The 23,739-nt window shown below is 41.8% G+C and carries 24 protein-coding genes; 18 read left to right on the forward strand and 6 right to left on the reverse strand.

The annotated features are described in order from the left end of the window. Position 1: 1 nt before the first annotated feature. Positions 2-2,335 carry a DNA polymerase II gene (locus DFP76_RS11680; protein WP_113874815.1) on the forward strand — a complete coding sequence of 778 codons (2,334 nt, stop codon included), beginning with the start codon at positions 2-4 and terminating at the stop codon, positions 2,333-2,335. On the opposite strand, the gene DFP76_RS11685 is transcribed toward DFP76_RS11680, so the two are convergent. Further along, positions 2,332-3,123 carry a TatD family hydrolase gene (locus DFP76_RS11685; protein ID WP_113874816.1) on the reverse strand — a complete coding sequence of 264 codons (792 nt, stop codon included), beginning with the start codon at positions 3,121-3,123 and terminating at the stop codon, positions 2,332-2,334. The genes DFP76_RS11680 and DFP76_RS11685 overlap by 4 nt on opposite strands. Further along, entirely contained in the window at positions 3,120-4,307 is a 1,188-nt protein-coding gene (locus DFP76_RS11690) for an EAL and HDOD domain-containing protein (RefSeq protein WP_113874817.1), read from the reverse strand. The genes DFP76_RS11685 and DFP76_RS11690 overlap by 4 nt, the downstream gene beginning before the upstream one ends. Positions 4,308-4,422: 115 nt before the next feature. Between DFP76_RS11690 and DFP76_RS11695 the strand changes: the two genes are divergently transcribed. The 6 genes from DFP76_RS11695 (at position 4,423) to DFP76_RS11720 (ending at position 8,951) form a co-directional block, all read left to right on the forward strand. Beyond that, positions 4,423-5,358, forward strand: a complete 936-nt coding sequence (locus DFP76_RS11695) for a chemotaxis protein CheV (protein WP_113874818.1) — start codon at positions 4,423-4,425, stop codon at positions 5,356-5,358. 75 nt (positions 5,359-5,433) lie between these two features. Further along, complete coding sequence (locus DFP76_RS11700; protein ID WP_113874819.1) at positions 5,434-6,234, forward strand: TSUP family transporter; 801 nt, start codon at positions 5,434-5,436, stop codon at positions 6,232-6,234. A 105-nt stretch (positions 6,235-6,339) separates the two neighbouring features. After that, positions 6,340-7,332 (forward strand): ferrochelatase, encoded by a 993-nt coding sequence (gene hemH / locus DFP76_RS11705; protein ID WP_113874820.1) that lies wholly within the window; start codon positions 6,340-6,342, stop codon positions 7,330-7,332. 1 nt (position 7,333) lies between these two features. Beyond that, the gene (locus DFP76_RS11710; RefSeq protein WP_113874821.1) at positions 7,334-8,068 is read left to right on the forward strand and encodes an HAD family hydrolase; all 735 of its coding nucleotides are present in this window, start codon (positions 7,334-7,336) and stop codon (positions 8,066-8,068) included. Beyond that, positions 8,065-8,436 (forward strand): hypothetical protein, encoded by a 372-nt coding sequence (locus DFP76_RS11715; protein ID WP_113874822.1) that lies wholly within the window; start codon positions 8,065-8,067, stop codon positions 8,434-8,436. The genes DFP76_RS11710 and DFP76_RS11715 overlap by 4 nt, the downstream gene beginning before the upstream one ends. Positions 8,437-8,441: 5 nt before the next feature. Beyond that, positions 8,442-8,951 (forward strand): DNA topoisomerase family protein, encoded by a 510-nt coding sequence (locus tag DFP76_RS11720; RefSeq protein ID WP_113874823.1) that lies wholly within the window; start codon positions 8,442-8,444, stop codon positions 8,949-8,951. 7 nt (positions 8,952-8,958) lie between these two features. Here DFP76_RS11720 and DFP76_RS11725 read toward each other — a convergent pair whose 3' ends face one another. Further along, positions 8,959-9,843 carry a TIGR01777 family oxidoreductase gene (locus DFP76_RS11725; protein ID WP_113874824.1) on the reverse strand — a complete coding sequence of 295 codons (885 nt, stop codon included), beginning with the start codon at positions 9,841-9,843 and terminating at the stop codon, positions 8,959-8,961. A gap of 162 nt (positions 9,844-10,005) precedes the next feature. Between DFP76_RS11725 and DFP76_RS11730 the strand changes: the two genes are divergently transcribed. The 7 genes from DFP76_RS11730 to DFP76_RS11760 all read left to right on the forward strand — a co-directional run bounded on the left by DFP76_RS11730 (position 10,006) and on the right by DFP76_RS11760 (position 17,681). Further along, complete coding sequence (locus DFP76_RS11730) at positions 10,006-10,383, forward strand: sirohydrochlorin chelatase (protein ID WP_113874825.1); 378 nt, start codon at positions 10,006-10,008, stop codon at positions 10,381-10,383. Between the two features lie 39 nt (positions 10,384-10,422). Then, complete coding sequence (locus DFP76_RS11735; RefSeq protein ID WP_113874826.1) at positions 10,423-11,814, forward strand: Wadjet anti-phage system protein JetA family protein; 1,392 nt, start codon at positions 10,423-10,425, stop codon at positions 11,812-11,814. Next, positions 11,814-12,461 (forward strand): DUF4194 domain-containing protein, encoded by a 648-nt coding sequence (locus DFP76_RS11740; RefSeq protein WP_013796246.1) that lies wholly within the window; start codon positions 11,814-11,816, stop codon positions 12,459-12,461. Before DFP76_RS11735 ends, DFP76_RS11740 begins: the two co-directional genes overlap by 1 nt. A 9-nt stretch (positions 12,462-12,470) precedes the next feature. Then, entirely contained in the window at positions 12,471-15,887 is a 3,417-nt protein-coding gene (locus DFP76_RS11745) for an SbcC/MukB-like Walker B domain-containing protein (RefSeq protein WP_113874827.1), read from the forward strand. Between the two features lie 11 nt (positions 15,888-15,898). After that, positions 15,899-16,204, forward strand: a complete 306-nt coding sequence (locus DFP76_RS11750) for a BolA family protein (RefSeq protein WP_113874828.1) — start codon at positions 15,899-15,901, stop codon at positions 16,202-16,204. A gap of 62 nt (positions 16,205-16,266) precedes the next feature. Further along, positions 16,267-16,530: an STAS domain-containing protein gene (locus DFP76_RS11755; RefSeq protein WP_245931923.1), complete on the forward strand. Its 264-nt coding sequence runs from the start codon at positions 16,267-16,269 to the stop codon at positions 16,528-16,530. 8 nt (positions 16,531-16,538) lie between these two features. After that, positions 16,539-17,681 (forward strand): fused response regulator/phosphatase, encoded by a 1,143-nt coding sequence (locus DFP76_RS11760; protein ID WP_113874830.1) that lies wholly within the window; start codon positions 16,539-16,541, stop codon positions 17,679-17,681. Positions 17,682-17,686: 5 nt separating this feature from the next. Here DFP76_RS11760 and DFP76_RS11765 read toward each other — a convergent pair whose 3' ends face one another. After that, positions 17,687-18,322, reverse strand: a complete 636-nt coding sequence (locus DFP76_RS11765) for a UPF0149 family protein (RefSeq protein ID WP_113874831.1) — start codon at positions 18,320-18,322, stop codon at positions 17,687-17,689. A 96-nt stretch (positions 18,323-18,418) separates the two neighbouring features. Between DFP76_RS11765 and DFP76_RS11770 the strand changes: the two genes are divergently transcribed. The 4 genes from DFP76_RS11770 (at position 18,419) to DFP76_RS11785 (ending at position 22,313) form a co-directional block, all read left to right on the forward strand. After that, positions 18,419-20,179, forward strand: coding sequence for a RecQ family ATP-dependent DNA helicase (locus tag DFP76_RS11770; RefSeq protein ID WP_113874832.1), 1,761 nt, complete (start codon positions 18,419-18,421; stop codon positions 20,177-20,179). Between the two features lie 11 nt (positions 20,180-20,190). Further along, positions 20,191-20,709 (forward strand): SprT family zinc-dependent metalloprotease, encoded by a 519-nt coding sequence (locus DFP76_RS11775; RefSeq protein ID WP_245931924.1) that lies wholly within the window; start codon positions 20,191-20,193, stop codon positions 20,707-20,709. Positions 20,710-20,893: 184 nt separating this feature from the next. Further along, positions 20,894-21,733, forward strand: coding sequence for a tRNA 2-thiocytidine(32) synthetase TtcA (ttcA, locus tag DFP76_RS11780; protein WP_113874834.1), 840 nt, complete (start codon positions 20,894-20,896; stop codon positions 21,731-21,733). A gap of 10 nt (positions 21,734-21,743) precedes the next feature. After that, entirely contained in the window at positions 21,744-22,313 is a 570-nt protein-coding gene (locus tag DFP76_RS11785; RefSeq protein WP_113874835.1) for a YfaZ family outer membrane protein, read from the forward strand. Between the two features lie 92 nt (positions 22,314-22,405). Here DFP76_RS11785 and DFP76_RS11790 read toward each other — a convergent pair whose 3' ends face one another. After that, a complete protein-coding gene (locus tag DFP76_RS11790; protein WP_113874836.1) occupies positions 22,406-22,948 on the reverse strand; it encodes an adenine phosphoribosyltransferase in 543 nt (180 codons plus the stop codon). A 23-nt stretch (positions 22,949-22,971) separates the two neighbouring features. Next, a complete protein-coding gene (gene fnr / locus DFP76_RS11795) occupies positions 22,972-23,733 on the reverse strand; it encodes a fumarate/nitrate reduction transcriptional regulator Fnr (protein ID WP_113874837.1) in 762 nt (253 codons plus the stop codon). Positions 23,734-23,739: the final 6 nt, after the last annotated feature.

A 23,739-nucleotide genomic window follows, 5' to 3' on the forward strand; every position in this document is an offset into this window, starting at 1 on the left:
AATGTTTAAAGAGCAAAAAGGCTACATTGTCAGTCGCCATACCAAAGAAGTGAATGGTCAGATCGAAATGAGCCTTTTTGTCAAAACGCCTGACGGGACGGTGAAAGTCATACCGGACCGCCAGCAAACCAGCTTTTTTAGCACTATCCCGATGTCAGAACTTCCTACCGACATCAATGGCGTTCAGTATCACGCTACAGAACTCAGTTCATTTGAACATCAAGCGGTTACCTTAATCCAAACTAATAGCATGATTTTACACAGACAAATTTTGAAATTTGTTAAACAAACAGGTCATGCGGTTTTTGAAGAAGACATCAAGCCACATGATCGCTATTTAATGGAAAGAAACATCCGTGGCGCCATTCGATTTATAGGTATGGTTGAGCAGGGTGGATCGGTTTATAAGCAAGCTAAGGTGATTGCAGGAGATTACTCTCCGAATTGGAATATTTGGTCGTTAGACATTGAAACCTCGGTCACGCATAACAAAATCCTGTCGATAGGCGTTACCAATGATGAACTTCGACAGGCCTTCGTGGTGGCACCTGAAAATACCGATTTAGAGCATGTCACCGCGTTTGCCGATGAGCGCAGTTTGCTACTCGGCTTTATGCAGTTCGTAAAGAAACACAATCCAGATGTATTTATCGGTTGGAATCTGATCGGCTTTGACCTTCACTTTATTGATCAACGTTGCCAACAGTTGGGCATTCGGGCTGCTTTTGGTGTGAATGGTGAAACCTGGAGTATCCGCTCCTCTGACAATCAAGGTAAATACTTCGCCTCTATTCCAGGCAGAGTCGCCTTAGACGGCATTACCCTACTTAAGGTGGGCGGCTATCATTTTGAGTCATACAGTTTAAACAATGTCAGTCACGAAATTTTAGGCGACAGTAAGCTGCTTCATGGCGGTGATCGTTGGCAAGAAATAGAGCGGATGCATCAGCATGATTTGGCTGCCTTTGTGGACTACAATCTTCAAGACTGCGACCTAGTTTGGCGTATTTTCAAGCAACTAAAACTGATTGAGCTACAACAAACTCGTGTGGATCTTACCGGCATACCAATGGAGCAAACTGGTGGTTCGGTTGCCTCTTTTGAAAACCTTTATATCCCGCGCTTGCATCAAGCCGGATACGTAGCACCAGCATGGAAAGACGAAGCCTTTGTCGCCAGTCCTGGTGGTTTTGTGATGAACTCGATCCCTGGCCTTTATAAAAATGTCTTGGTCTTCGATTTCAAAAGTCTATATCCAAGCATTATTCGCACCTTTTTCATTGATCCTTTAGCTCGTATTTCGGCGCAAAAAAGGCCACTTCAACCTAATCAACATATCGTACCAGGTTATTTGGGAGCACATTTTGATGTGGGCAAGGCCATATTGCCTGAGTTGGTTGGTGAACTTGCTAAGGCAAGGGAAGATGCAAAGTCATCTCACAATGACATTTTAAGTTACGCCATTAAAATCATCATGAACTCTTTATACGGCGTACTAGGGTCAAATGTGTGTCGCTTTTATCATGCTGAGCTGGCCAGCTCGATCACAATGCGTGGGCATGAGATATTGCAACTCACTAAAAGCTGGATGGAAGAGAAGGGCGCAACCGTCATTTATGGCGATACCGATTCATTGTTCGTGGTGCTCAATGATGACAGAGATCAAGCTGAGGTTTTGGGGAAGCAATTATGTGAGGATATTAATCACACATTAACCGCATGGTGTCGTAACTATGCCAATGTGGACTCTCACTTAGAGCTTGAATTTGAAACCCTCTATGAACGCTTTTTTATGCCAACCATTCGAGGGCAAGAAGAAGGCAGTAAGAAACGCTACGCAGGTAAAGCTAAGGATAAAATTATCTTCAAAGGCCTAGAGGCCGCTCGTACGGATTGGACTAAGTTGGCGCGAGAATTTCAACGTAACCTTTTTGACATTATCTTTAATGATGAAAATCCTATTCCTTATATCCAATCCATCGTAGAACAGCTTAAAGCAGGAAAGCTTGACGAATGGCTGGTCTACAGTAAGCAATTAAGTCGACCACTGTCAGCCTATTCAAAGCACAAACCGCCGCATGTGCGTGCCGCAATGATGATTGATGAAAAGCGTGCCAGCCTTGGCTTACCTTTGGAATACAATAAAGGGCGAAAGCGGGTAAATTACGTTTATCAGACATCTGGGGTGATGCCCTATGAGACACATGTCGATCTACGTCATTTAGATTATGAGCACTATATTGAAAAGCAACTCGTTCCGATTGCAGATAGTGTTCTCCCTATCTTCAAAACAAACATGGCAAGTTTATTATCACAGCAAATTTCGTTGCTTTAAGTTGCGTCGCTGTAAGGGGACAAATTAAACAGTCTATGTGTATTATCAAGCGTGGCTTCGATTAATGCTTCTGCTGAGATTCCTCTTAATCTGGCTACTTCTTCTGCCACAAAGGGAAGGTATTTTGGGTGGTTCTTTTTTGGCCTAGGTCTTATGTTTCTAGGCAATAAATACGGTGCATCGGTTTCCAATAGTAATTTATCTAGAGGGATGTGAGGCACAGCAGATTGTAAGTCATGTCCTCTTCTTTCATCACACACCCAGCCGGTTATACCAATGTACAGACCAAGCTCTAGGTAATGGTTTAATTCTTCCGTTGAGCCTGTAAAACAATGAATGACAGAATTCTGAGCAACTTCAGGGTGCTGTTTCAAGGTCGCAATCATTTCTTGATGTGCGTCTCTTTCATGTAAGTAAAGAGGTAAAGAGAATTCTGTGGCCAGCTCGATCTGTTGGTGAAAAGCAAATCGTTGTTGCTCCGGAGTAGAATAATTACGATTAAAATCTAAACCGGTTTCTCCAATGGCGACGGCTTGATGAGTATTGAGCAGCTCTCGAAATACTTGCTGACTGTTCGTATGCCAGGTTTTAGCTTGATGAGGGTGACAACCAATGGTTTGCCAAAGGCTTGGATGACGTTGGCAATGTTGTGCAAGCAACTGACTTTCATCAAGATCTGAAGCAATGCAAATAATGCCATTGACACCATGCAGATTTGTCTCTGACAGGGTGAGTTCTAAATCGTCTAAAAATATTGAATGATTTAAATTAACGCCAATGTCTATCATATTTGTGACATCTCTTTTGCCATATTCAGGCTATCGATATAGAGGTTTTTTAACGCTTCTTTGGATATATTCTTCATGGCTAATTGTTCAAATGGAATTTTTTCCCAGCGACCTGATTCATATGCCTCGACCATTCGCAATACACCGCCTAAGTTACCTTGGTATTCTAATAAGGCTTTGGTGATATTCGTGTCTAACGGTAGGTCTTTTAATAGTGTGGCCAGATCTTCATCGTAAAAACTTGGCAAATAGGAAAACAAGCCAACTAAAAAGGCACCTTCCAACTTTGGAAACAACACTGCGCTTATATTATGGCAGAAACAGGCACGAGAAACGGCCATAGAAAATAAACAATCTGGCTTCCCTGGCACACTACTGAGCATGACTAATCCTACCCATTTCACGAGATCGCGAACTCCGATGATTTCAACGGCTCGCTGTGCGTTCGTTACATTAAATTGGCTATGATATCGAGCGGTATGAGTTAGCTTAATAATTCTATAAGTCAGTGTAGGGTCACGCTCGATACAATCGGCGAGAAGCCGAGGCGATGTTTGATGGTTATTTAAATGATTTAGTAATTCAATCAAAATGTCTTTATAGGCAATAACGCGTTTGCCTTTTATCTTAGTCATTTTGCGGATGAAGGTGCCGCTAAAATAAGCGTCCGGCAGGGATTCTTTCAGACGCTCAAAGTCTTGAGCGCGCTCAACTTTATGAATCCAAATGTTTTTCAATGCTATGTCTGGATGTTGACTCGAGACTAAGATGCTATCCAAAGAACATTGCTCCAAATCGTATAAAACATACGAGAACAGGTTCATGAACTCACTGTCATAGTCATTCGGTTCAGGATTGATAAGCCCAAATTGGTAGCCGTCTAGGCGTGATTCAGACAGGCTGTCCATGTACTTTTTCTGATCTAGAGTCGAACAATCAATAAATAGTGTCACTTGTAGTCCATTTAGTTCAGGCAATTTCGATAATTGCTCAATCGAACCAATGAAAAAGATCACTTTTTGCTGAGTTAACTCATTGAGGTTTACATCCACAAAAAGAGAACTGAAAAATGCCTGTTCATCATGATATAAAGCATCTTCAGGGTGAAGAAGGTGATAAGCCATTGTTTGAGATTTATGGTTCACGACTGCTTTACGACAAAAAAGCACATCATCGTTTTTCATCTCATTTCCCTATAATTAAAAAGACAACACAAAAAAATACTGTAACCCATAGCTGAATACAATATCATGGTTATAATGGAATAACGCCTTTATTTGAAAATGTGTGGAGTGATGTATGGCGAGCATGTTAGACGCTGTCGACCAAAGAACCAAGTTGGTGGGTGAAAACCGCCTAGAATTGCTGATGTTCCGTCTTGGTGGAATGCAAATGTTTGCAATCAATGTTTTTAAAGTTCAAGAGGTTGTGCAGCTACCCAAACTCAACTTAATGCCCCATCGACATCCTTCTGTTGCAGGCGTAACTCACTTTCGTGGTCGCACTATACCGGTTATTGATTTGTCTGAATCCATTGGCATGAAACCCATTGAACGTAATGAATCCTGCAATCTAATTGTCACTGAGTACAACAATACCGTTCAGGGCTTTATGGTGGGTGAAGTGGATCGCATTATCAATATGAATTGGAATGAAATTCTACCACCACCCGATGGTACTGGCCGTCAGCATTACTTAACTGCAATCACTCGTGTAAATGATCGTATTGTTGAGATTATTGATGTTGAAAAAGTGCTTGCCGAAATTTCACCTTATGACAGCACAGTCAGTGATGACATCATTGATAAAGATCTACTAACACTCGCAAAAGGCTTAGAAGTACTGGTGGTTGATGACTCATCTGTTGGCCTTGCACAATGTCGCTCAACTTTAGACTTCATGGGAATTACGGTTCACACTGCGACGGATGGCAAACGCGGTTTGGAGAAACTAAAAACCTGGGCAGATCAGGGTGAAACCGTACCGGAAAAATTGCTGATGATGATTACCGATGCTGAGATGCCAGAAATGGATGGCTATCGATTGACTCGGGAAGTGCGTGAAGACCCAAGACTTAAAGATTTGTACATTGTTCTGCATACGTCATTAAGCGGTAGCTTTAACAAAGCCATGGTGCAGAAAGTAGGTTGTGATGATTTCTTGTCTAAATTCCAACCGGATAAACTGGCTTCTTTAATTCAAGATCGAATTAGAAGTGTTGTCTACCGGGACTAACTTAATAACGCATTTTGAAAGCGGGCTTATGGTCCGCTTTTTTGTCTTTCAATAACGCCATTGTCGATATTAATCATGCCAGTTGAATTTGCTGTATTTCTGCTATTAATAGGCTTAGCTTGTGGTTTGGTAAGTGCACAAATCAAAGTCTCTCCCGCATTAACCTGCCTAACTTCTTTATACTTTTTTTTACCTGTAATTGGCATTCCGGTAGAAAATGTCATCTCTGTTGTCATCGCAACCATCATTGTGGCTTGTTTACCAACGCATCTTTATTATTGGTCAAAAGCAATGAAGGCTGGTGAAGTTGAATACGCCTTGTTATTAAAATACGCCCCTGGTTTTGCCATGGGCGGTGTTATTGGTGCGCAATTGGTTAGCTTTGTCTGTATTCAAGTAATATTGGTATTTCTGACTTTTACTCTAGTGTTAAGTATCTTTGTGAATCTAGTGCAGTGGCAATATTTTAAATTGCAGTCGCTTCCCAATTTCCCGCTTCCGATTGGTATGTTTGCTGGTGGAATAAGCGTGCTAGGGGGCAATGATGGTCATATCGTTTCCCGCTTACTTAATCACTTGCATCATCGTAACCTTGAAAACAGCGAAGGAACACTTCATGGCATGTCGTTATTTCTCTCTTTCGCGGCATTGATCGGTTTTGTATTCCCTGCCGTACCTCCGTCACTGCCTTCGATGACGTCATTAGGCTCTGGTCTTATAGGCTCCATTTACCTACCTGCAGCAACGACTTTGGCGGTTGGTTTGTTTCTCGGTACTTTGCTATCTCGTTGGCAAGTTAGCCAGTATGAACATAAGATTTTGCTGGTATGCTTCAACTTATATTTAATCGTATGTTTATTCAGGATTTGGCAATGATATTGCTGTTAACACAGTGAATTTGAACTTAAAATAACGTGAATTTACACGTTGTTTTGTGCTCAATGCCCTATAATGCATTGGTAAATTTCAAAGGTTTTTTTAATGACTGATAACAAAAAAATTGGCGTGCTGTTGATGAATCTCGGCACACCGGATGCACCTGAGACTGGGGCTGTTCGTCGCTACTTAAGAGAGTTTTTATCAGACTCCCGCGTGGTGGATTTAAATCCATTGTTGTGGAAGCCGATTCTGAATTTGGTAATTTTAACCCTTAGGCCGCCTAAGGTCGCTAAAGTGTATCAACAAGTTTGGATGGATGAAGGTTCTCCGCTATTGGTATTGAGTCAGCGCCTTAAAGACAAATTACAGAGACAGGTCAGTGAAGAATTTACCGTGCCAGTCGCGGTAGAATTGGCAATGACATATGGCAACCCAAGTGTCGAAACGGCAGCAAACAAATTAAGAGCGCAAGGCGTAGATAAAATTCTGGTGATCCCAATGTACCCACAATTTTCATCTACTACTTCAGCGGCGGCATATGATCGCCTTATGAGGTCCTTAAAGTCGTGCCCACATTGGCCAGAGTTACATTTGGCTGGTGATTATGCAGATAACCCTTTATACATATCAGCCTTAGCGGATTCTGTTCGAGCGCAATGGGAAAAACAAGGTGAGCGACGTCATTTGGTTTTGTCTTATCATGGTATTCCAAAACGATACGTGAGTAATGGTGATCCGTATTCACGTCGTTGCGAACTGACAAGTCGATTGGTTGCAGAAGAGTTGGAGTTGGGCGATAGCGATTGGACTCATGTCTATCAGTCTCGATTTGGCCGTGAAGAGTGGTTAAAACCTTATGCTGATGAAACCCTTCGAGCTTTGCCTGATATGGGTATTAAAAAAATCAATGTGATCAGCCCAGCTTTTTCAATTGATTGTATTGAGACCCTAGAAGAAGTAACGCTTGAGTTAGGTGATGAGTTTAAACACAGTGGGGGTGTGGCATTCGACTACATTCCAGCGTTAAACGACAGTCCTGACCAAATTTCGCTTTATATGAACATCATTGAAGAAAACATTAAAAACTGGACATGATATGACAAAATCACGCCAAGCTTTCAAAACCATCGCATTTGATGCTGATGATACTTTGTGGCGTAACGAAGAAATATTCATGAATGCTCAGGATGAGTTTATTCGCTTGCTTTCGCCCTATCATTCAGAAGCTTATATTCGTGAGCATCTTGGCGAGGTACAAGTCAGAAACCTAGGGCATTTTGGTTACGGCATAAAAGGTTTTACTCTTTCTATGATTGAAACCGCCATTGAGTTAACGGAAGGGCGCATCCTAGGCCGTGAAATTCAACAAATTATTGATCTTGCAAAATGCATGGTTGCAATGCCAGTTGAAGTGTTACCAAACATTGAAGCAACGCTCAAAGCGCTTCAGTCAGATTATCGATTAATGGTGATAACAAAAGGGGATCTGCTTGACCAAGAAAGTAAGTTTGCTCGATCAGGCATTGCCGATTACTTTGATGTCATAGAAGTGGTTAGTGATAAAATCCCGACAACCTATGAACAGATTCTAGACAAGCACAACATCCAAAAAGAAGACTTCTTAATGATCGGGAATTCTTTAAAGTCCGATGTTTTACCTGTGCTTGATATCGGTGCCACTGCGATCCACATTCCATACCATAGCACTTGGGTTCATGAACAAGTTGATGATAATGTCTTGGCAAGTTATGACAATTTAATGCAATTCACAGATGTTCAGCTTGTGCTTGAGTATTTAAATGCTGAAAAAATTCAAGAGGAGTACGTATGAACATTAGCCGTTTGATGATTGTAATCATTGGCTTAGCGGTCAACTTGGCGCATGCAGACGAATCTAGCTTTGATAAAGCTAAAAACAATGTCATAGAATTTTGGCAAGAAGCCAAAGATACGACCTCTGACGTAGCAGATAAAACCGCAAAGAAAGCCAGTGACTTAGGTGGCAAAGCTTCTGCATTTGGCGGCAAAGTAAGAGAAAACGCCAAAGAAACTGGCTCTATTGTTTGGGACAGTTTACAGGAAGCCGGCGCGGCGACGGCAGATGCAGCAAGAAAGGGCGCGTCTAAAGTGCGAGCTGTGTTAGCAGAAGACGGCAAAGGTGCCTGTCAGGAAGACTCTGCTCTTTGTTATAAAGAATAATCGTCATGTCAGAAGATCCTAAAACAGCTCACTCGCCTAGCAGTCACTGGGAACAAGAGTTTCTGAAACAAGATGACGTGAAAGTCACAGTGGCTCAAGTTCGTTATCGCTGCCCAAAATGTCAAAGTTTATTAAGACAAAAGCAAGGCACAAATGGCGTGTTTTGGGGGTGTGAGTCCTACCCAAATTGTGACTACACAGCGAATGATGAAGAAGGAAAGCCGGTTCGAGCAAAACGCTATTTATGTCCAGCGTGTCAGTCACCACTTCGCAAAAGACAGTTCAAAGATAATGTGTTTTGGGGTTGCTCAAATTACCCTGATTGTAAAGTTACAGTGGAAGATGATGATGGCGCACCATCAGCAACCAAGAAGTATCCATGTCGAGCCTGCGGTCACTACCTTGTTCGCAAGAAAAGTAAAAATGGCTACTTTTGGGGATGTATTACTTATCCAAAATGTACGCACACTCTTAACGATGATAAAGGCTTGCCTGAGCTACGGAAGAAACGGTAAGACTGTATTATTTTTTCTCCGCTTCAATAGTGCTTAGGGCGACATCTAATCGGTCAAATTGAAACGGATAACCTTGTTTTAACAACCTGTCTGGGATGACTTTAGGGCCATAGGTTAGCAGGGTCGACATCTCACCAAATATTACGTTTAACAGCCATTGTGGCGTCCAGATCAAAGCGGGGCGTTTTAGACTCTTCGCATAACATTTGGCAAACTCCGCTTGCGTGGCATTGTTAGGTGAAACCAAGTTATAAGCTCCCTGATAGGATTCATCTCTCATTGCCGTTAAAATACACTGCTTAACATCCTCCAGATGAACCCAGTTAAACCACTGTTTTCCAGAGGCAATCTTCCCGCCTAATCCCAAACGATAAGGAAGCCTCATTGCCTCTAAAGCACCACCATCTCCCAGTACTACACCCAGTCTAAATATAACCACGCGACTATCGTTTCGGGCAGACTCTGTTACGGAACGTTCCCATAGCTCACACAATTGATGAGCAAAGCCTGAAGCAGGTGGCGTATTTTCGGTAAACTCACCTTCATTGGTGACACCATAATAGCCAACGGCGGACATGGAAATGATGGTTTTAGGTGGATGTTGCAATAAATCAAAAATGCGATTGGTTAAATTAACACGGCTGTTAAGTAAGGCTTGTTTACGTTTCGAAGTCCAACGTTGAGCGGCGATGCTTTCTCCCGCAAGATTAATGAACACATCAAACGTGTCTGTTATCTGAGACAGGGCAGAAAAATCAATTTGTTTAACCTCAATTGGCAGATTGTTCGACTTCTTGCGAACAAGTGCGCAGATCTCTGAATCGGTCTTTAACAGGTCATTTAGCAATGAGCGACCAATAAAACCTGTGGCTCCCGTCATTAAAATCTTCATGGTAATTCCTTATGATTTTTCAATATTCAGATTAAGAGTAAACGGATAAAAACTAAAATTGGATCAACCAGTTCTTTGTTTTTGCGTTTTTTTAAATCGCACCTTCTTTTTCTCTGACAGGATGGCTAAAATGGTAACCATTGTTAATATTTAGGTAAGATAATGTTACGCAAAGAATACGATCACATCATACTTCTTGCACACGGAAGTCCCGATCCTCTTTGGAAAGAGCCATTCGAATCCCTTCATCAACGAGTTGTAGAACTGTATGGTGAAGCAAACACAAGTTTAGCTTATATGGAATTAACGACGCCATCTTTAGAAGATGTCGTAGAAAAACTCAGTGATAATGTTACTTCTGTTGCCGTGCTGCCACTTTTTCTTGCTGTCGGAAGACATCTGCGTGCAGATGTGCCCGCACAAATAGAAGCGCTTCAGAGTGAAAAATTAAACATTGTGTTACTGCCACCAGTCGGTGAAGATAATGCCGTTAAAAAAGCAATGGAAAGCGTGATAGCTGGATATTTAGGTAAGGAATAAGAATGCAATTGTTTTTAGTGAAGCCATGGAGCCATGACAATGTTGTTTAGTCATTTGCCAGATGAAATTTTTCAGGCGTTAAGCGGCTCGAATAAGACTCTCATCGAAGCGGTACTCAAAGATCTAGCAGAGGTTTTCTACGATCACGCCGAAGACCCCATCAAGGATAAATCCACGATTATTGAATCGATAGAAGATACGCTTCATAAGCTGGATACCTTGTCTTGGCATGAGGACCAAAAGGAGTCTTTTGATTCACCAAAAACCATTCATGATTATGCCTTGCGCATCTACCACAGATTAGTCAACACGGGCTGGCTTGTTGAAGAGCAAGAACTGTATCGTGTTAGTGTGCTTATGACGCCACAGATTTCCATGCTGTTACGATCTTTGGTCGAAATCAGCCGTCATGGTAAGCGTAACTATGGTGCAACCGTACTTAGCATTTTGAGTAATCTGGAAGCGGTGGCAAAACAGCCTAAGGAAAGGGGGGTTACTCTTCGTCAATCAGCAGAAGCAGCACGAGAGTTTTCCGCCCATTTGAACCAAATCTTATTGGGTATTCGCAGCTTACAACGTGAATTATTTGCTAGTCGAGACCCTAAAGCCATCGTATCTGGCTTCTTTGATTTATTTGTTGAAGGCATTCTGATTGCCGACTACAAGACCATCAAAACCAGTAATAACCCGTTTCGTTTTCGCCGACAAATTCTTGAATTAACCCAGGACTTTTTAGCCAATCCAACCACCATGGGACAGGTTGCTCAATGTTATGTTGATCAGCAGCTTATCACCATGGCAGAAGCGCAAGCCATGGTTGAGCAAGATTGTCGCGACATATTGCAAACCTTCAATAACATCGAGCAACGCCTAGAGCGAATTGATGAATATCGTTATCGATTAGAGAAACGGGCCGCGGATACCGCCCGATATATGGATAGTTCTCGCCCCGGTATGGCAACAAAAATTGCAGGCATTATCACCGACGTCGCGAAATTCGAACATTTACCTGTGATGAAGCAGGTTATCGGCTCTCGTTTCGTTGGCATGGCTTCTGCTGCGCAACCCACAAAACGTCGTGAAGCACCACCGCCACGAGTTATGACGCCAGCGGAAGTGTCGGCGGATGCGATTAAATTTAGGGATCAGCAACGTCGATTCCATGAAGCCCGACAAGTGACTGTGGCGAAGATGCAGACATACCTAGAAAGACAGATGGCTAGCCATAGTCAAAAACACATATTGGATTTTACCATTTCATCCGTTGAAGACTTTGTGTGCTTTGATCACCTTCGTTATATCGGCTCTTTGGGCGTGAGTGCGAAAAAGCTTGAAAATGTGTTTGAAATACAATTTACCGATCAATTTGTAGATGTTCATGATTTTGTTGAATGCCGTGAATTCAATGTCGTACGTAGGAGCGAAGCTTAATGCTTAAAGAATTAAAAAAGGTCGTTGAAGAGTCAGGAAAGGACGCACAAGAGTTCCAGCAGACAGCGAATTATGTCATTGCCAATCAATTTGCCAGTGCTTACAAACATGGTCAACGTAAACATTATTTATTGCTTGAGTCCTACCAAGAGTATTTTGATCGTTTGTTTGATGCTCTCGGCATGAAACTTTACATTAATGAAAATGAGCGTTTAGCCGGTGTTTTGCCGGTTCAAAGAGAAGCTTTCGTACGATTAAAAACCGATGAAACTTTATTCTTGTTAGTACTGCGACAAATATACGAAGAAAAGATTGAAAACTTCGAAGTAGACAATGGTTTTGTGGCGACCAATACACACACCATTTTGGATCGTTTTGTGCATTTGGTAAAACGAGAAATCCCAAGTGAGACGAGATTTAAAGATATTTTATCTTTATTCAGTCGTCATGGTGTGATCATTCGCGGCAAGACCTACGAAGAAGACAGTAAGAACCAGATCATCAATATTACGCCTGTGGTGCGCCTGATTGTTACGGAAGCCTATTTAAGACAATTAGAGTCTTTCAATGGAACAGACCCAGATGAAGACGACATAGAAAGTGACGACAGTGATGTTGAAATCACCTCTGAGACGAATCAAGACTAGGGCCTGATAATGAAAAAGTTAAATCGAATTGTATTAGTAAATTGGTACCTACTTGGTGCAGAAGAAATCAACATCCGTGGCAACACGGCCATCATCGGACCAACAGGGTCAGGTAAATCCTCACTATTGGATGCTATCCAAACTGTGTTGACTGGTGCCAGCAAGCGCCACCTAAATTACAACGCCAGTGCTAACGACGGAAAGGCGAGTGGTCGTAGTATTCGTTCCTACATTTTGGGTATGATCGACTCAGGCCAGGCCAATGCGAAAGTATTTGGAACTGAACCAAGACAAGATGCGACTTGTTATCTTGCTTTGGTGTTTGAAGACAGTGTTACAGGAAAAGAGTCTACCGTTGGACTTACTTTAAGCGCCTCTTTGGCGTCGCCAGAAGAAGATGTATTAGGACGCTTTGTGCTGCCTAACTTTGGCGCTCGTAAATCCGATTTCATTGACGCAATGGAAGGTAAGAGCTACAAAGCCAAGCCTTGGATTGAAGTTCGTGAAAGCTTCAAGAAAATCTGTTTAGACCCGTTCATCAAATCTGGTAGTGCTTCTGCTACTCAATACATTAATCGCTATTTAGAAGAATTGAGTCCGAGCTCTGATCAACTCATTACCATTGATGGCTTTTTGAAGAACTTCAAGAACGCACTAAAATTCGTACCTATTGCGTCACCAACTCGATTTGTACAAGACTTTGTTTTGACTGAAGCCCCATTGCAAGTTGGCGCTTATCAGAAATCGCTAAATGAATATCGCCAGTTGGAAGCCAAAACACTGGAAGTCTCTAAACGTATTGATGACCTCAAAGTTATTCAACAAGACTGTGAGAAAAAGCATCAACATGACCAAAATGCCATTAACTATCAATGGATAGCGACTGAAGCTCGATTTGATGAGTTGGGCAGCAAGCAAGATGACATTCAAGACCAATATGACTTGCAAAAAGAGCGTGAAGAAGAAATAGAAGAAGAATTAGCCACCCAATCGAGTTTGTTAAAGCAGCTTCAAAGTCAGCTATTACGCTTAGAGCAACAGTATGAACACTCAGATGTCGGTTTAAAACTACAACAGCTTGAACAAAATAAAAAACTGATTGAACTGCAAGGTCAGCAAGATCAAAAAGCCATCCTGCAGTTACGTCAAATGTCAGTACTTCTGAAAGCCTTAGATGGCTTTTCAGAAGTGTTATCAAAAGAGTCTATTGAGCTCGCTCAAGAATTAGCGACATTAGAAACTGTCATTAGTGAAGATGGTCGCATTGAGGGTAATTTAAAACCCTTAACTCAGAAACTGTCTTTGTTAAACGAAGCGTTGGATAAAGAAAAATCGCAGTTGTTCGCTCAACGATCAGAGCTAAACCGCAGCATCTTGAACTTAAAAGACGAATGCAAACAGCTTGAGTCTGATGTGTCTTCATTAAAAGGCGGTGTAAGTCCACTGTCACAAAATACCAAACGACTCATTGCACTATTAAAAGACGCTAATATCACCGCAACACCATTAAGTCATTTGGCCGAAGTCACAGAACGCAAATGGCAAGATGCTATTGAAGGCTATTTGGGTGCACAACGAGAAGCCTTAATTGTTGAGCCTGAAGATGCAGAAGAGGCCATTCGCATTTTCCGCGCCCACAGACGTCAACTAATGGGCTGTCGTGTTGTAGACACGACACAAACACGTTTATGGTTAAGCCGTGGTGATCGACAATCTGCATTGCGTTTTATTCGTTGTAATAATGATCATGCTCAAGCTTACCTAAATCGTCGACTTGGCGGTATTAAACCTGTTGAAACAGAACGTGAGTTGCTAAGAGAAGACAGCGCCATGACCGCTGATGGCATGTTGAAGCTGTCAGGCACCATTTCAACCATTCGCTCTGTCCCTCATATGATGGTTGGCATAAATACCGAAGGCATGCGTGAGTCCCGTGAGCAACAGCTGAAAACGCTCAGTGCTGAATTGGCTAACTTGTTAACATCCGATCAACGTCTTGAGCAAGCAGACGCTTTGCTTAGTCGAGTCATTGCTAACAATCAATTTGATGTTGAAACATTGGGAAATGCCAGCCATGCAGTGACACGTTTAGTGCAAGAGTTGGAAGCGGTAAACGCTGAGATCAGTCAGTTACAACAACATGATGATACGGATCTGCAAGAGCGAATCGAAGAACTAAAAACTCGTGTCGCCAATGTTGAGTTAGAGCAGAAGAAGCTAGATCGTGAGCGTCAGCAGATCGCAGAGCAATTCGGTGCCCTAAATACACAAAAAACTCAACTCAGCTCTGCTTTGTCAGCATTGGATGAAGAGCGTACTCGTTTAACATCTAACCCTAAATACGACGCTGAGTTTGCCAGTGAGCGATATTCGCTACTGGAAAGCAGTATGGTTCATGGCGCGGCCATTTATAAGGAAGCCATCAGTCGAGCAGAAAAAGCCAATGAAAAGGCTCGAAGCTTTGATCAAAAAGTTCGTAAAGAAGTGGCCGATCACTATGCTAAATACCATCAAGCCAATTTAGACGATGACAATCAATTGGATTATCTGGAGTCTAAGTTTGAAGAATTTGAGCATTACGTTTCGTACCAGATTGACGTTTTGAGTGAAACTGAATTGGCCAAATACGCCAAACGTGCTGAGATTGCTCGCCGAGAGGCTGAAGAAACCTTCCGTTCTGACTATGTGTCGAAGCTAAAAGACTCTTTAGACCAAGTGGCGCACATTATTCGCGAATTAAACCACAGCTTGAAACGTCGTCCATTCAACCAAGAGATCTATCAATTCCGCTATTACCCGAATGGCGATATGAAAGACATTTTAGATCTAGTAGAGCGCTTCAGTGCACAAGATCAAGCTAACGTTGGTGGTTTATTTGACCCTCAAATGAGTGATGATCCAGAACATGCTCGTGCGATTGAAGCTATTCAAGAGTTGATTTCGGATGAAGAAAAACAGCAAGATCTCGCGGATTACCGCAAGTTCTACAACTTTGAAGTCGACATTTTAGACAGCGATGGCAATAAGAAGACCACCTTGAGTCAACGTATTCAGACAGGTTCTGGTGGTGAACACCAAATTCCGTTCTACTTGGCGATCGCAGCCGCGCTTTCTACCACATACCGCTTACATGAAACGATGGATGGCGATATCGTTGGTGGATTCTCTTTAGCCATGTTTGATGAAGCCTTTAACAAGATAGATATGGTGAAGACTTCTACTTGTATGGGCTTTATGAAAGACATTGGTTTGCAAGTAATTGCCGCAGCGCCAGATGACAAGCGTGCTGTTATGGCCGCCAATATGGATACCATTATCAGTGTCTGGCGTGAAGGTGGCGCTGTCTCTATTGATGTCGCTTATCCAAAAGAGAAAGGTCAGGTTCTACTAAATGGTCAATCTGACAGTGTATTAACGCCAGCTTAATCGAGACAAGTATGATCATTCAGCAGCAAATAGAGCAACGTTTGAAAGCGACATTTGATGTTCACCATATGTCGCTTGAAAACGAGAGTTATAAGCACAATGTGCCTGAGGGCAGTGAGTCACACTTCAAATTGATTTTGGTTTCAAATGACTTCGCTGGTAAAAGACTCGTTCAAAGACACCAACTAATATATGCTAGTTTACAAGAAGAAATGCAGCGTATTCATGCCCTTGCTATGCATCTTTATACTTTAGATGAATGGCAAGATCGTGAACAGTCTGCACCTCTATCACCTAAGTGCCTCGGAGGAGAGTAGGCTGATAAGCCTACTCAAACTGTATGAGTATTACTGTAAATCAAGATAACAGAAACAACACTGTGACAATCAGCTTAATTGGCAGCTTTGATTTTTCTTTGTTCAACGATTTCAGAGCAGCGTATACTGATTTAGATGGTGATTTTAATCGTTACGTTATCGATATGTCTTCGGTTGAGTATCTAGACAGTGCAGCGCTTGGCATGCTTCTTAGTATGCGAAATGCCATTCCTGCCGAACAAGATATTGACCTTAAAGGGGCGAATGCCTTTATCAAGAACATCCTAATGATTTCTCGCTTTGATAAGCGCTTTAATATTATATAAAGGGAAGAATGAAATTATTATGCATAGATAGTGAGCCTGTTTACCGCGACATCCTGACACTTTGTGCAGAAAGAGAAGGGCTTAATGTTAAAACGGTGGCGTCATATCATGAAGCCATTGAAGCCTTTAAAGACTTCGCACCGGATATTGTGACCTTGGATGTCATCATTAAAGGTGGTAACGGTCTCGAATTAGTAAAAAAGCTCAAGAACTTAAGCGGCAGCCGCTTTGTTCCTATGCTTTTTCTTGCCTCACATACGTCTGATTCCGTCATGGATCAGTGCTTCCATTCTGGTGCGGATGATTTCCTACCAAAACCCTTCGATGAAATGCTGTTCAATATACGTCTTAAAACCCATATGCGTCATGTGGCTTTGGTAAAAGAGATGTATAAGAAAAATAAAGCTCTCACCTTCTTCCAAACCATGATTCAACGCGAACATGAGATGGCACATCAAGTACTTGATCATATTCAAACCAGAAGTGAAAAAAACTCGGATCAAGTCGTCATAACACGCATAGCGGCAGCCAGCTTTAATGGCGACTTAGCGCTTGTTAAAACAAGAGCCGATGGTGCGAGATTGGTATTTGTCGGAGATTTTACGGGGCATGGTTTACCCGCATCAATTGGTGCATTGCCCGTTATGCAGACCTTTTTTGATGCCGTTGATGATCTCACCAGTTTAAGTGAGTTGGCCATTAGAATTAATAAGACTTTAAACAGTATTTTGCCTGATTATATGTTTTGCGCCGGCTATTTGATTTTGTTGTCGCCGAATGGTCATTTTAGTTACTGGGGAGGAGGCATGCCTGATGCCATGATTCGCCGCTCGTCAGGCGAACTAGATTGCCTCCCTTCTCGTCATATGCCACTGGGCGTACAATCCACTTGCGAATTTGACCCAAGCTTAGAGCGTGATCAATTAAAAACCGGCGACACACTGGTTATTTTGTCTGATGGCGTGTTGGAACTCAAAAATGCGGAGGGGAAGATGTACGGTGAAGACCAGGTGAAGTCGCTCATTAAAATGTCATATGGAGATGAAAACTTAATGCGAGCACAAACAAAGACAGAACAAGTATTAGAAAAGTATTTAGGTGGCGCAGTACAACTTGATGACATCACATTGGTTGCACTGCGCACAGAGTAAATTGCTTACTTAGCTTTTTTCTTTTTATTATTGTTGCCCTTATAAGGTGCTTTCTTTGGCATGGGTTTCTTTTCTGGTTCCGTTCTCAACACTAAAAATAAATCCGTTACCACTTCAGGAATTTGTGCAATGCAGGAAGCTGTCAGCTTTTCGCTAGCACGAATTTCAAGCACTTCTTTGTCATCAAAAAGGTCAGACGCAACCATCACGGGCAACAGTAGCTCAGCCACAATTTCTTCTTTTTCAGATTCAAACCACTGAGCTTCTGTCATGAAAACACCTTCCATGAAGCCGGTTGCCCATTCTTGCAACTCGCTTAACTCGTCAGCGGACGTACCCATCTCAATCTCACAAGGCAATAAAAACCCTTCTTCTGATTCAAGTTCTTTTTGAATGTCCGTTAATAGGCGAGTCAGATATTGAGCCATCTGTTTTTCTTGCTTATCATTTTCGTACTTAGGCGTTTCTTCAAATACAACAGGCAGCCAGTCAGATTCAGAAATCAATTTTGGGCAGATTGCCAAAGCCGTTAAAAAGCCATGTGCCATCACAAAGTTTTGACATTCTTCGTGAACCAGGTCTGAATCCAAAAAATCTTCTAATGTTTCTAGTTCCAGATCATCAAGAGGTTGGTGTGCCATGTATTTCATTTCCTAATGTTAATATAGACTGTGATTCTAGCGAAAAGACCCGGAAAAATCGATGCAGAAGCCGCGTAAATCAGAGATAATTATTCCATGAACTCGAAAAAACGACAGGCTCTTAAGCGCTTAGGTTACACAGATTATCGGCCTCTTCAAGAAGAGGCAATCGATGCATTATCTGCAGGTCAAGATGTTGTTCTTGCTGCACCGACCGGCGGTGGTAAATCGCTTATTTATCAGTCCGCTGGTCTGCTACGCAATGGTGTTGCTGTCATTGTCAGCCCGTTGATCTCTTTAATGACTCAACAGGTAGATCAATTGAATGCAAAAGGCATTCATGCCAAATTTTTGAACTCCACGTTAAACCCTGGTGAACAAGATGATTTGGTCTGGTCAATCCGACATAATCGGATCGAGTTTTTGTATTTATCTCCTGAAAAGTTAATTCAGCCATCAATAATGGGCCTATTGCAAAGTGTTGATATCGCTCTTTTTGCTATCGATGAAGCGCACTGTATTGCGCAGTGGGGAGGGGACTTTCGACCAGAATACAGTCAATTAGGACGAGTAAAACAATCATTTTTTAATGTGCCTATCATTGCTTTAACAGGCAGTGCTGATAATAAAACCTTAAAAGGAATCCAATCCTCTTTAGGCATCTCAAAAGCAGACATCTTCAAAGGCCGCATCGATCGACCTAATATACAAATTCAAATTGCCCAGAAAAAACAAGCTAAGCACCAAATATTGCACTTCCTCCATCATGAAGTCTCTGGACAATCCGGCATTATTTATTGCCGATCACGCAATAAAACAGAAGAACTTTGCGCTTGGCTACGTCATTTAGGGTTCAATAGTCTGACCTATCATGCAGCGATGAAGGATGAAGACAAACAGCAGAGCCATGAAACCTTCTCCCGCGATAATGGTGCCATAATGGTCGCTACCACTGCTTACGGTATGGGAATTGATTTGCCTCAGATACGTTTTGTGATTCACATGGATATTCCCAACACACCAGAAGCCTATTATCAGGAAATAGGGCGTGCTGGACGGGATGGCAAAGCAGCTAAAGCGCTTCTTTTATATGGCTTACAGGATATGTTAAAAGCTCAGCAGTTAGTAAGTAATTCACCTGAGCAAGCTCGATTAGAATTAACAAAACTGACCAGTTTGTTTCAAATATTAGAAGATCGTCAATGTCGTAAAGTCTCTGTGTTAGCGCATTTTGATGAAACGACTGAGGTATGTGGTATTTGTGATCGTTGTACCAGTAAGCAATCTGAGCATAATGCGACAATCGCCTGTCAGAAACTTTTGTCCTTGATTTATTACACAAAAGGTACTCAGGCTTTCTCCACTCTCATTCAGGTTTTGTTGGGCAAAAGAACTAAAACCACCAGCAGCATTCAAGCAGAAAAATTGTCTTTATTTGGAAAAGGCAAGGAGTTAACGGAAGCGCAATGGAAAACCGTTATTCGACATCTTTTGGCATTCCAATACATTCAGATCGTAGGAAACCATCACTTTCTCGTACAACTGAACGAGAAGGCTCGTCAGGTTTTGAAAGGGGAAATCCAGGTCATTCTAGTGAACGATCATTATTATCCAAGGCTTACAGAGGAAGAGCTGATGGCCGATCATGTCAATTGGCACAAAGCCAAAGCTTGGCTCTACAACCAAGTCGATATTAATATGACTGATGGACAGCTACGAAAGATATGTCAACATAAACCAACTAATGCTGCTTCACTGAGTCGCCTGTCTGGCATTTCTATTGACGAAGTAAGTCGTTTTTCGGATTCATTATTAAGTCTTCTGCATGATCAAAGTATGAATAAAACGCTATCTTAATGTTTGAGCCTATGAGCACCAAAACAGTAACTGATTCAGAAATAATTGCGCTGCAAAAAAAGGTTGAATTCTGTTTTCAGCTTGCTGAAGCGTTCTTTAATCATAAATTCCATCACTCTCATTGCAACTTCAAGCAAAGAGGTAGGGCGGCTGGTACGGCTCATTTACAGAAAAATGAACTGAGATTTAACCACTTTATGTTTCAACAAAACCCGGTTGAATTTTTAAATACGGTGGTGCCTCATGAAGTGGCACACATTATTGTCTATCAGATTTATGGCACATCGGTTCGTCCTCATGGCAAAGAGTGGCAAGCCGTCATGAGAAAAGTGTATCAACTTCCTCCAAATAGAACGCACGCGTTCGAGGTGCCTCCACTCAAAAGCAGTTACCTGTATGCCTGTGCTTGCCGCCAACATGAATTTACCAAACGACGTCATTCACGTGCTCAAAAAGGTGTCGAATACATTTGCAAAGAATGCCACGCCTGTCTGACCTTTTTAAAAGACCTTCATCAAGCTGAGCGCTAAGTGATGTCATAATAGCGCGATTAAGACTTTGTCACCCTTATCACAATCAAAATTCATATTCTGCGAACATGACAAACACGTATAAATAATGGATTTTCATGCACATTTTACGCTTCTATTTCATTTTTGATGCGATGTCGCTGAGCTTATAGTAAAATAAGATTGTTTTATTTTTAGTGTGTGAATGATGGATTTAACAAATCGTCCCAAAGAAAAATTAGAGCTTAATAAGCTTCAGAAACGTTTGAGAAGACAAACGGGCCAAGCCATTGCTGATTTCAATATGATTGAAGAAGGTGATAAAGTGATGGTCTGCCTTTCTGGCGGTAAAGACTCTTACACTATGTTAGAGATCTTAAGAAATTTACAAGCCAGTGCCCCTATTGATTTTTCAATTGTGGCCGTGAATTTAGACCAGAAACAACCCGGTTTTCCAGAGCATATTTTACCAGCCTACCTGAAAGAAACAGGGGTAGATTTCCATATCTTAGAACGCGATACCTACAGTATTGTTAAAGAGGTGGTTCCTGAAGGTAAGACCACATGTGGACTTTGTTCACGTCTACGCCGTGGGTCACTTTATGGATTTGCCGAAGAGATTGGTGCGACAAAAATTGCACTAGGCCATCACCGTGATGACATCTTAGAAACCCTGTTTTTGAATATGTTTTTTGGTGGTCGTCTCAAGTCAATGCCGCCAAAACTATTAAGTGATGATGGCAAGCATGTTGTCATTCGTCCACTCGCATATTGTAAAGAAAAGGATATAGAAGCGTTTTCAGAATTGAAAAACTTCCCAATCATTCCATGTAATTTGTGCGGTTCTCAGGAAAATTTACAGCGCCAAGTGGTGAAAGACATGTTGCAACAGTGGGAGAAAGATTACCCGGGTAGAACAGATACTATGTTCACCGCAATGCAAAATGTTGTACCTTCTCATTTGGCAGACACAGAACTTTTTGACTTTAAAGAGCTGAAGCAATCGCCATCAGCTTTTGATCGATTGAACATTATTTCACTATAGGATTTGAGAAATGAATTTGAATGTAAAAGCCGTTTTCTTAGCGTTTGGCCTGTTAGGATCTTCTATTGCAGGCGCTTCTACAGCAGGGGTTAACTTGACGAATGAAACGGTGCAAGGTGACTTTAATCTTGATATGGGCTCTTTTGGTGTCAATGGTGGTGTTTCACACGATAAAGATGAAGATACCTCAACGGGTTACATTGGTTTAAGTGTAGAAGATTCAGAAGGCGGTAATGGTCCTTTACAAGTAGGAATCGGTGTTCGTTTATACGCAATGGATGCTGAGCTTGAAAACGATGAAAATGAAATCTCTCTCGCGTTAAGCCTAGGTGGCTGGTATCGCTACACATTACAACAAGCGAATCGTCTGAGTGTATATGGCTCTGTCTATTACTCCCCTGAAATTCTCTCGTTTACCAATTTAGATCACATGTATACCTACGATTTCCGTTTGGAATACATGACAATGAGAAATGCACGTGCCTACATCAAATACGGTAATACCGTCATTATCTATGACGATAATACGCGTAAAGAAACTAACAAAGGCTTCTCCATTGGTGCCAATGTCGATTTCTAATTCAGTTTAATCTCTTGCTTAAAGAGAGTTTTAGACTTTAAACAAAAAAGGTGACCAATAATGGTCACCTTTTTTGGTTTTCAGAGGATAATTTATTCGCCATCATAAGCGCAAAGACTGTAAACAGGTACATTGCTGTCTCTCAGTTTTTGGCTACCGCCTAAGTCAGGTAAATCAATAATAGCCGCCACTTCTTTAATCTCAGCACCTTGCTGAGTTAGAAGCTTTATTGCTGCGAATAGGGTTCCACCGGTGGCAATAAGATCATCGAACAGTAAAACATTGTCACCCGCTTTCACAGAGCCTTGTTGGATTTCAAGCTCAGCCTCACCGTACTCTAGCGCGTATTTCTGTGAAATAGTTTTACCTGGCAGTTTGCCTTTTTTTCGTACTAGGATGAGTGGTTTTTGTAGCTCATACGCCAATACTGCGGCAATCAAAAAGCCACGAGCATCAATACAAGCAATGTGCGTGATATCAGAGTCGATATAGCGATGAATGTATGCATCCACAACCATCCTCATTCCTTTTGGGTCACTAAAAATCGGGGTAATATCCCGAAAACTAATGCCTTCCTTTGGCCAGTCTTCTACTGTCTGAATGAGTGATTTGACGTAAAAATCATCGTAGAGCATCTCTTAAATTGCCTCTGCATTAATCAAAAGTGTGCAATCTTATCACAATCATGGGCTACGCCAACGAGTTTTTGCATTTCTTCAAAATTAACGATCTCTATCTCTTTGCCGTCTACATGAATTAATTCGTTTTTTTGAAAGCGAGTAATAACACGACTCACTGTTTCAACTGCCAACCCTAGATAATTGCCGATTTCACCACGAGACATAGACAAGCGAAAAGAGGAAGCCGAGTAACCCCGACGTTTAAAGCGATTGGATAAATTCAGCAAAAATGAAGCCACTTTTTCATCTGCATTTTTCTTTCCGAGTAAGACCATCATTTGCTGATCATCAGAGATCTTACGACTCATGATCTTGAAGATCTGGTGTTTTAAAGATGGGATTTGCGTCGACAATTCTTCCAAATGACTGAAAGGAATTTCACACACTGTTGTGGTTTCTAGTGCTTTTGCTGAAACAGGGTAAGAACTTGAATCAATGCCACTTAAACCAAGCAATTCACTGGGGCAATAAAATCCAGTAATTTGTTCTTCACCCAATGAGGTGATGTTATAGGTTTTAAGGGTGCCTGAGCGAACAGCATAAAGTGAATCAAAATTATCACCTTGTCGAAACAAGAATTCGCCTTTTTTAAGCGGTTTCTTTCGCTCAATAATCTGATCCAAGCGATTGATGTCTTCATCGGCTAAAGCGATGGGTAAACACAATGCACTCAAACTGCAATTTTGACATTGTGATGTTAATTTACTGCTGAACCTTGGCTGCGTGTGTGTGATAGCCATGTGTAT

The sequence above is a fragment of the Marinomonas aquiplantarum genome, from assembly GCF_003314975.1.
GTDB lineage: Bacteria > Pseudomonadota > Gammaproteobacteria > Pseudomonadales > Marinomonadaceae > Marinomonas > Marinomonas aquiplantarum.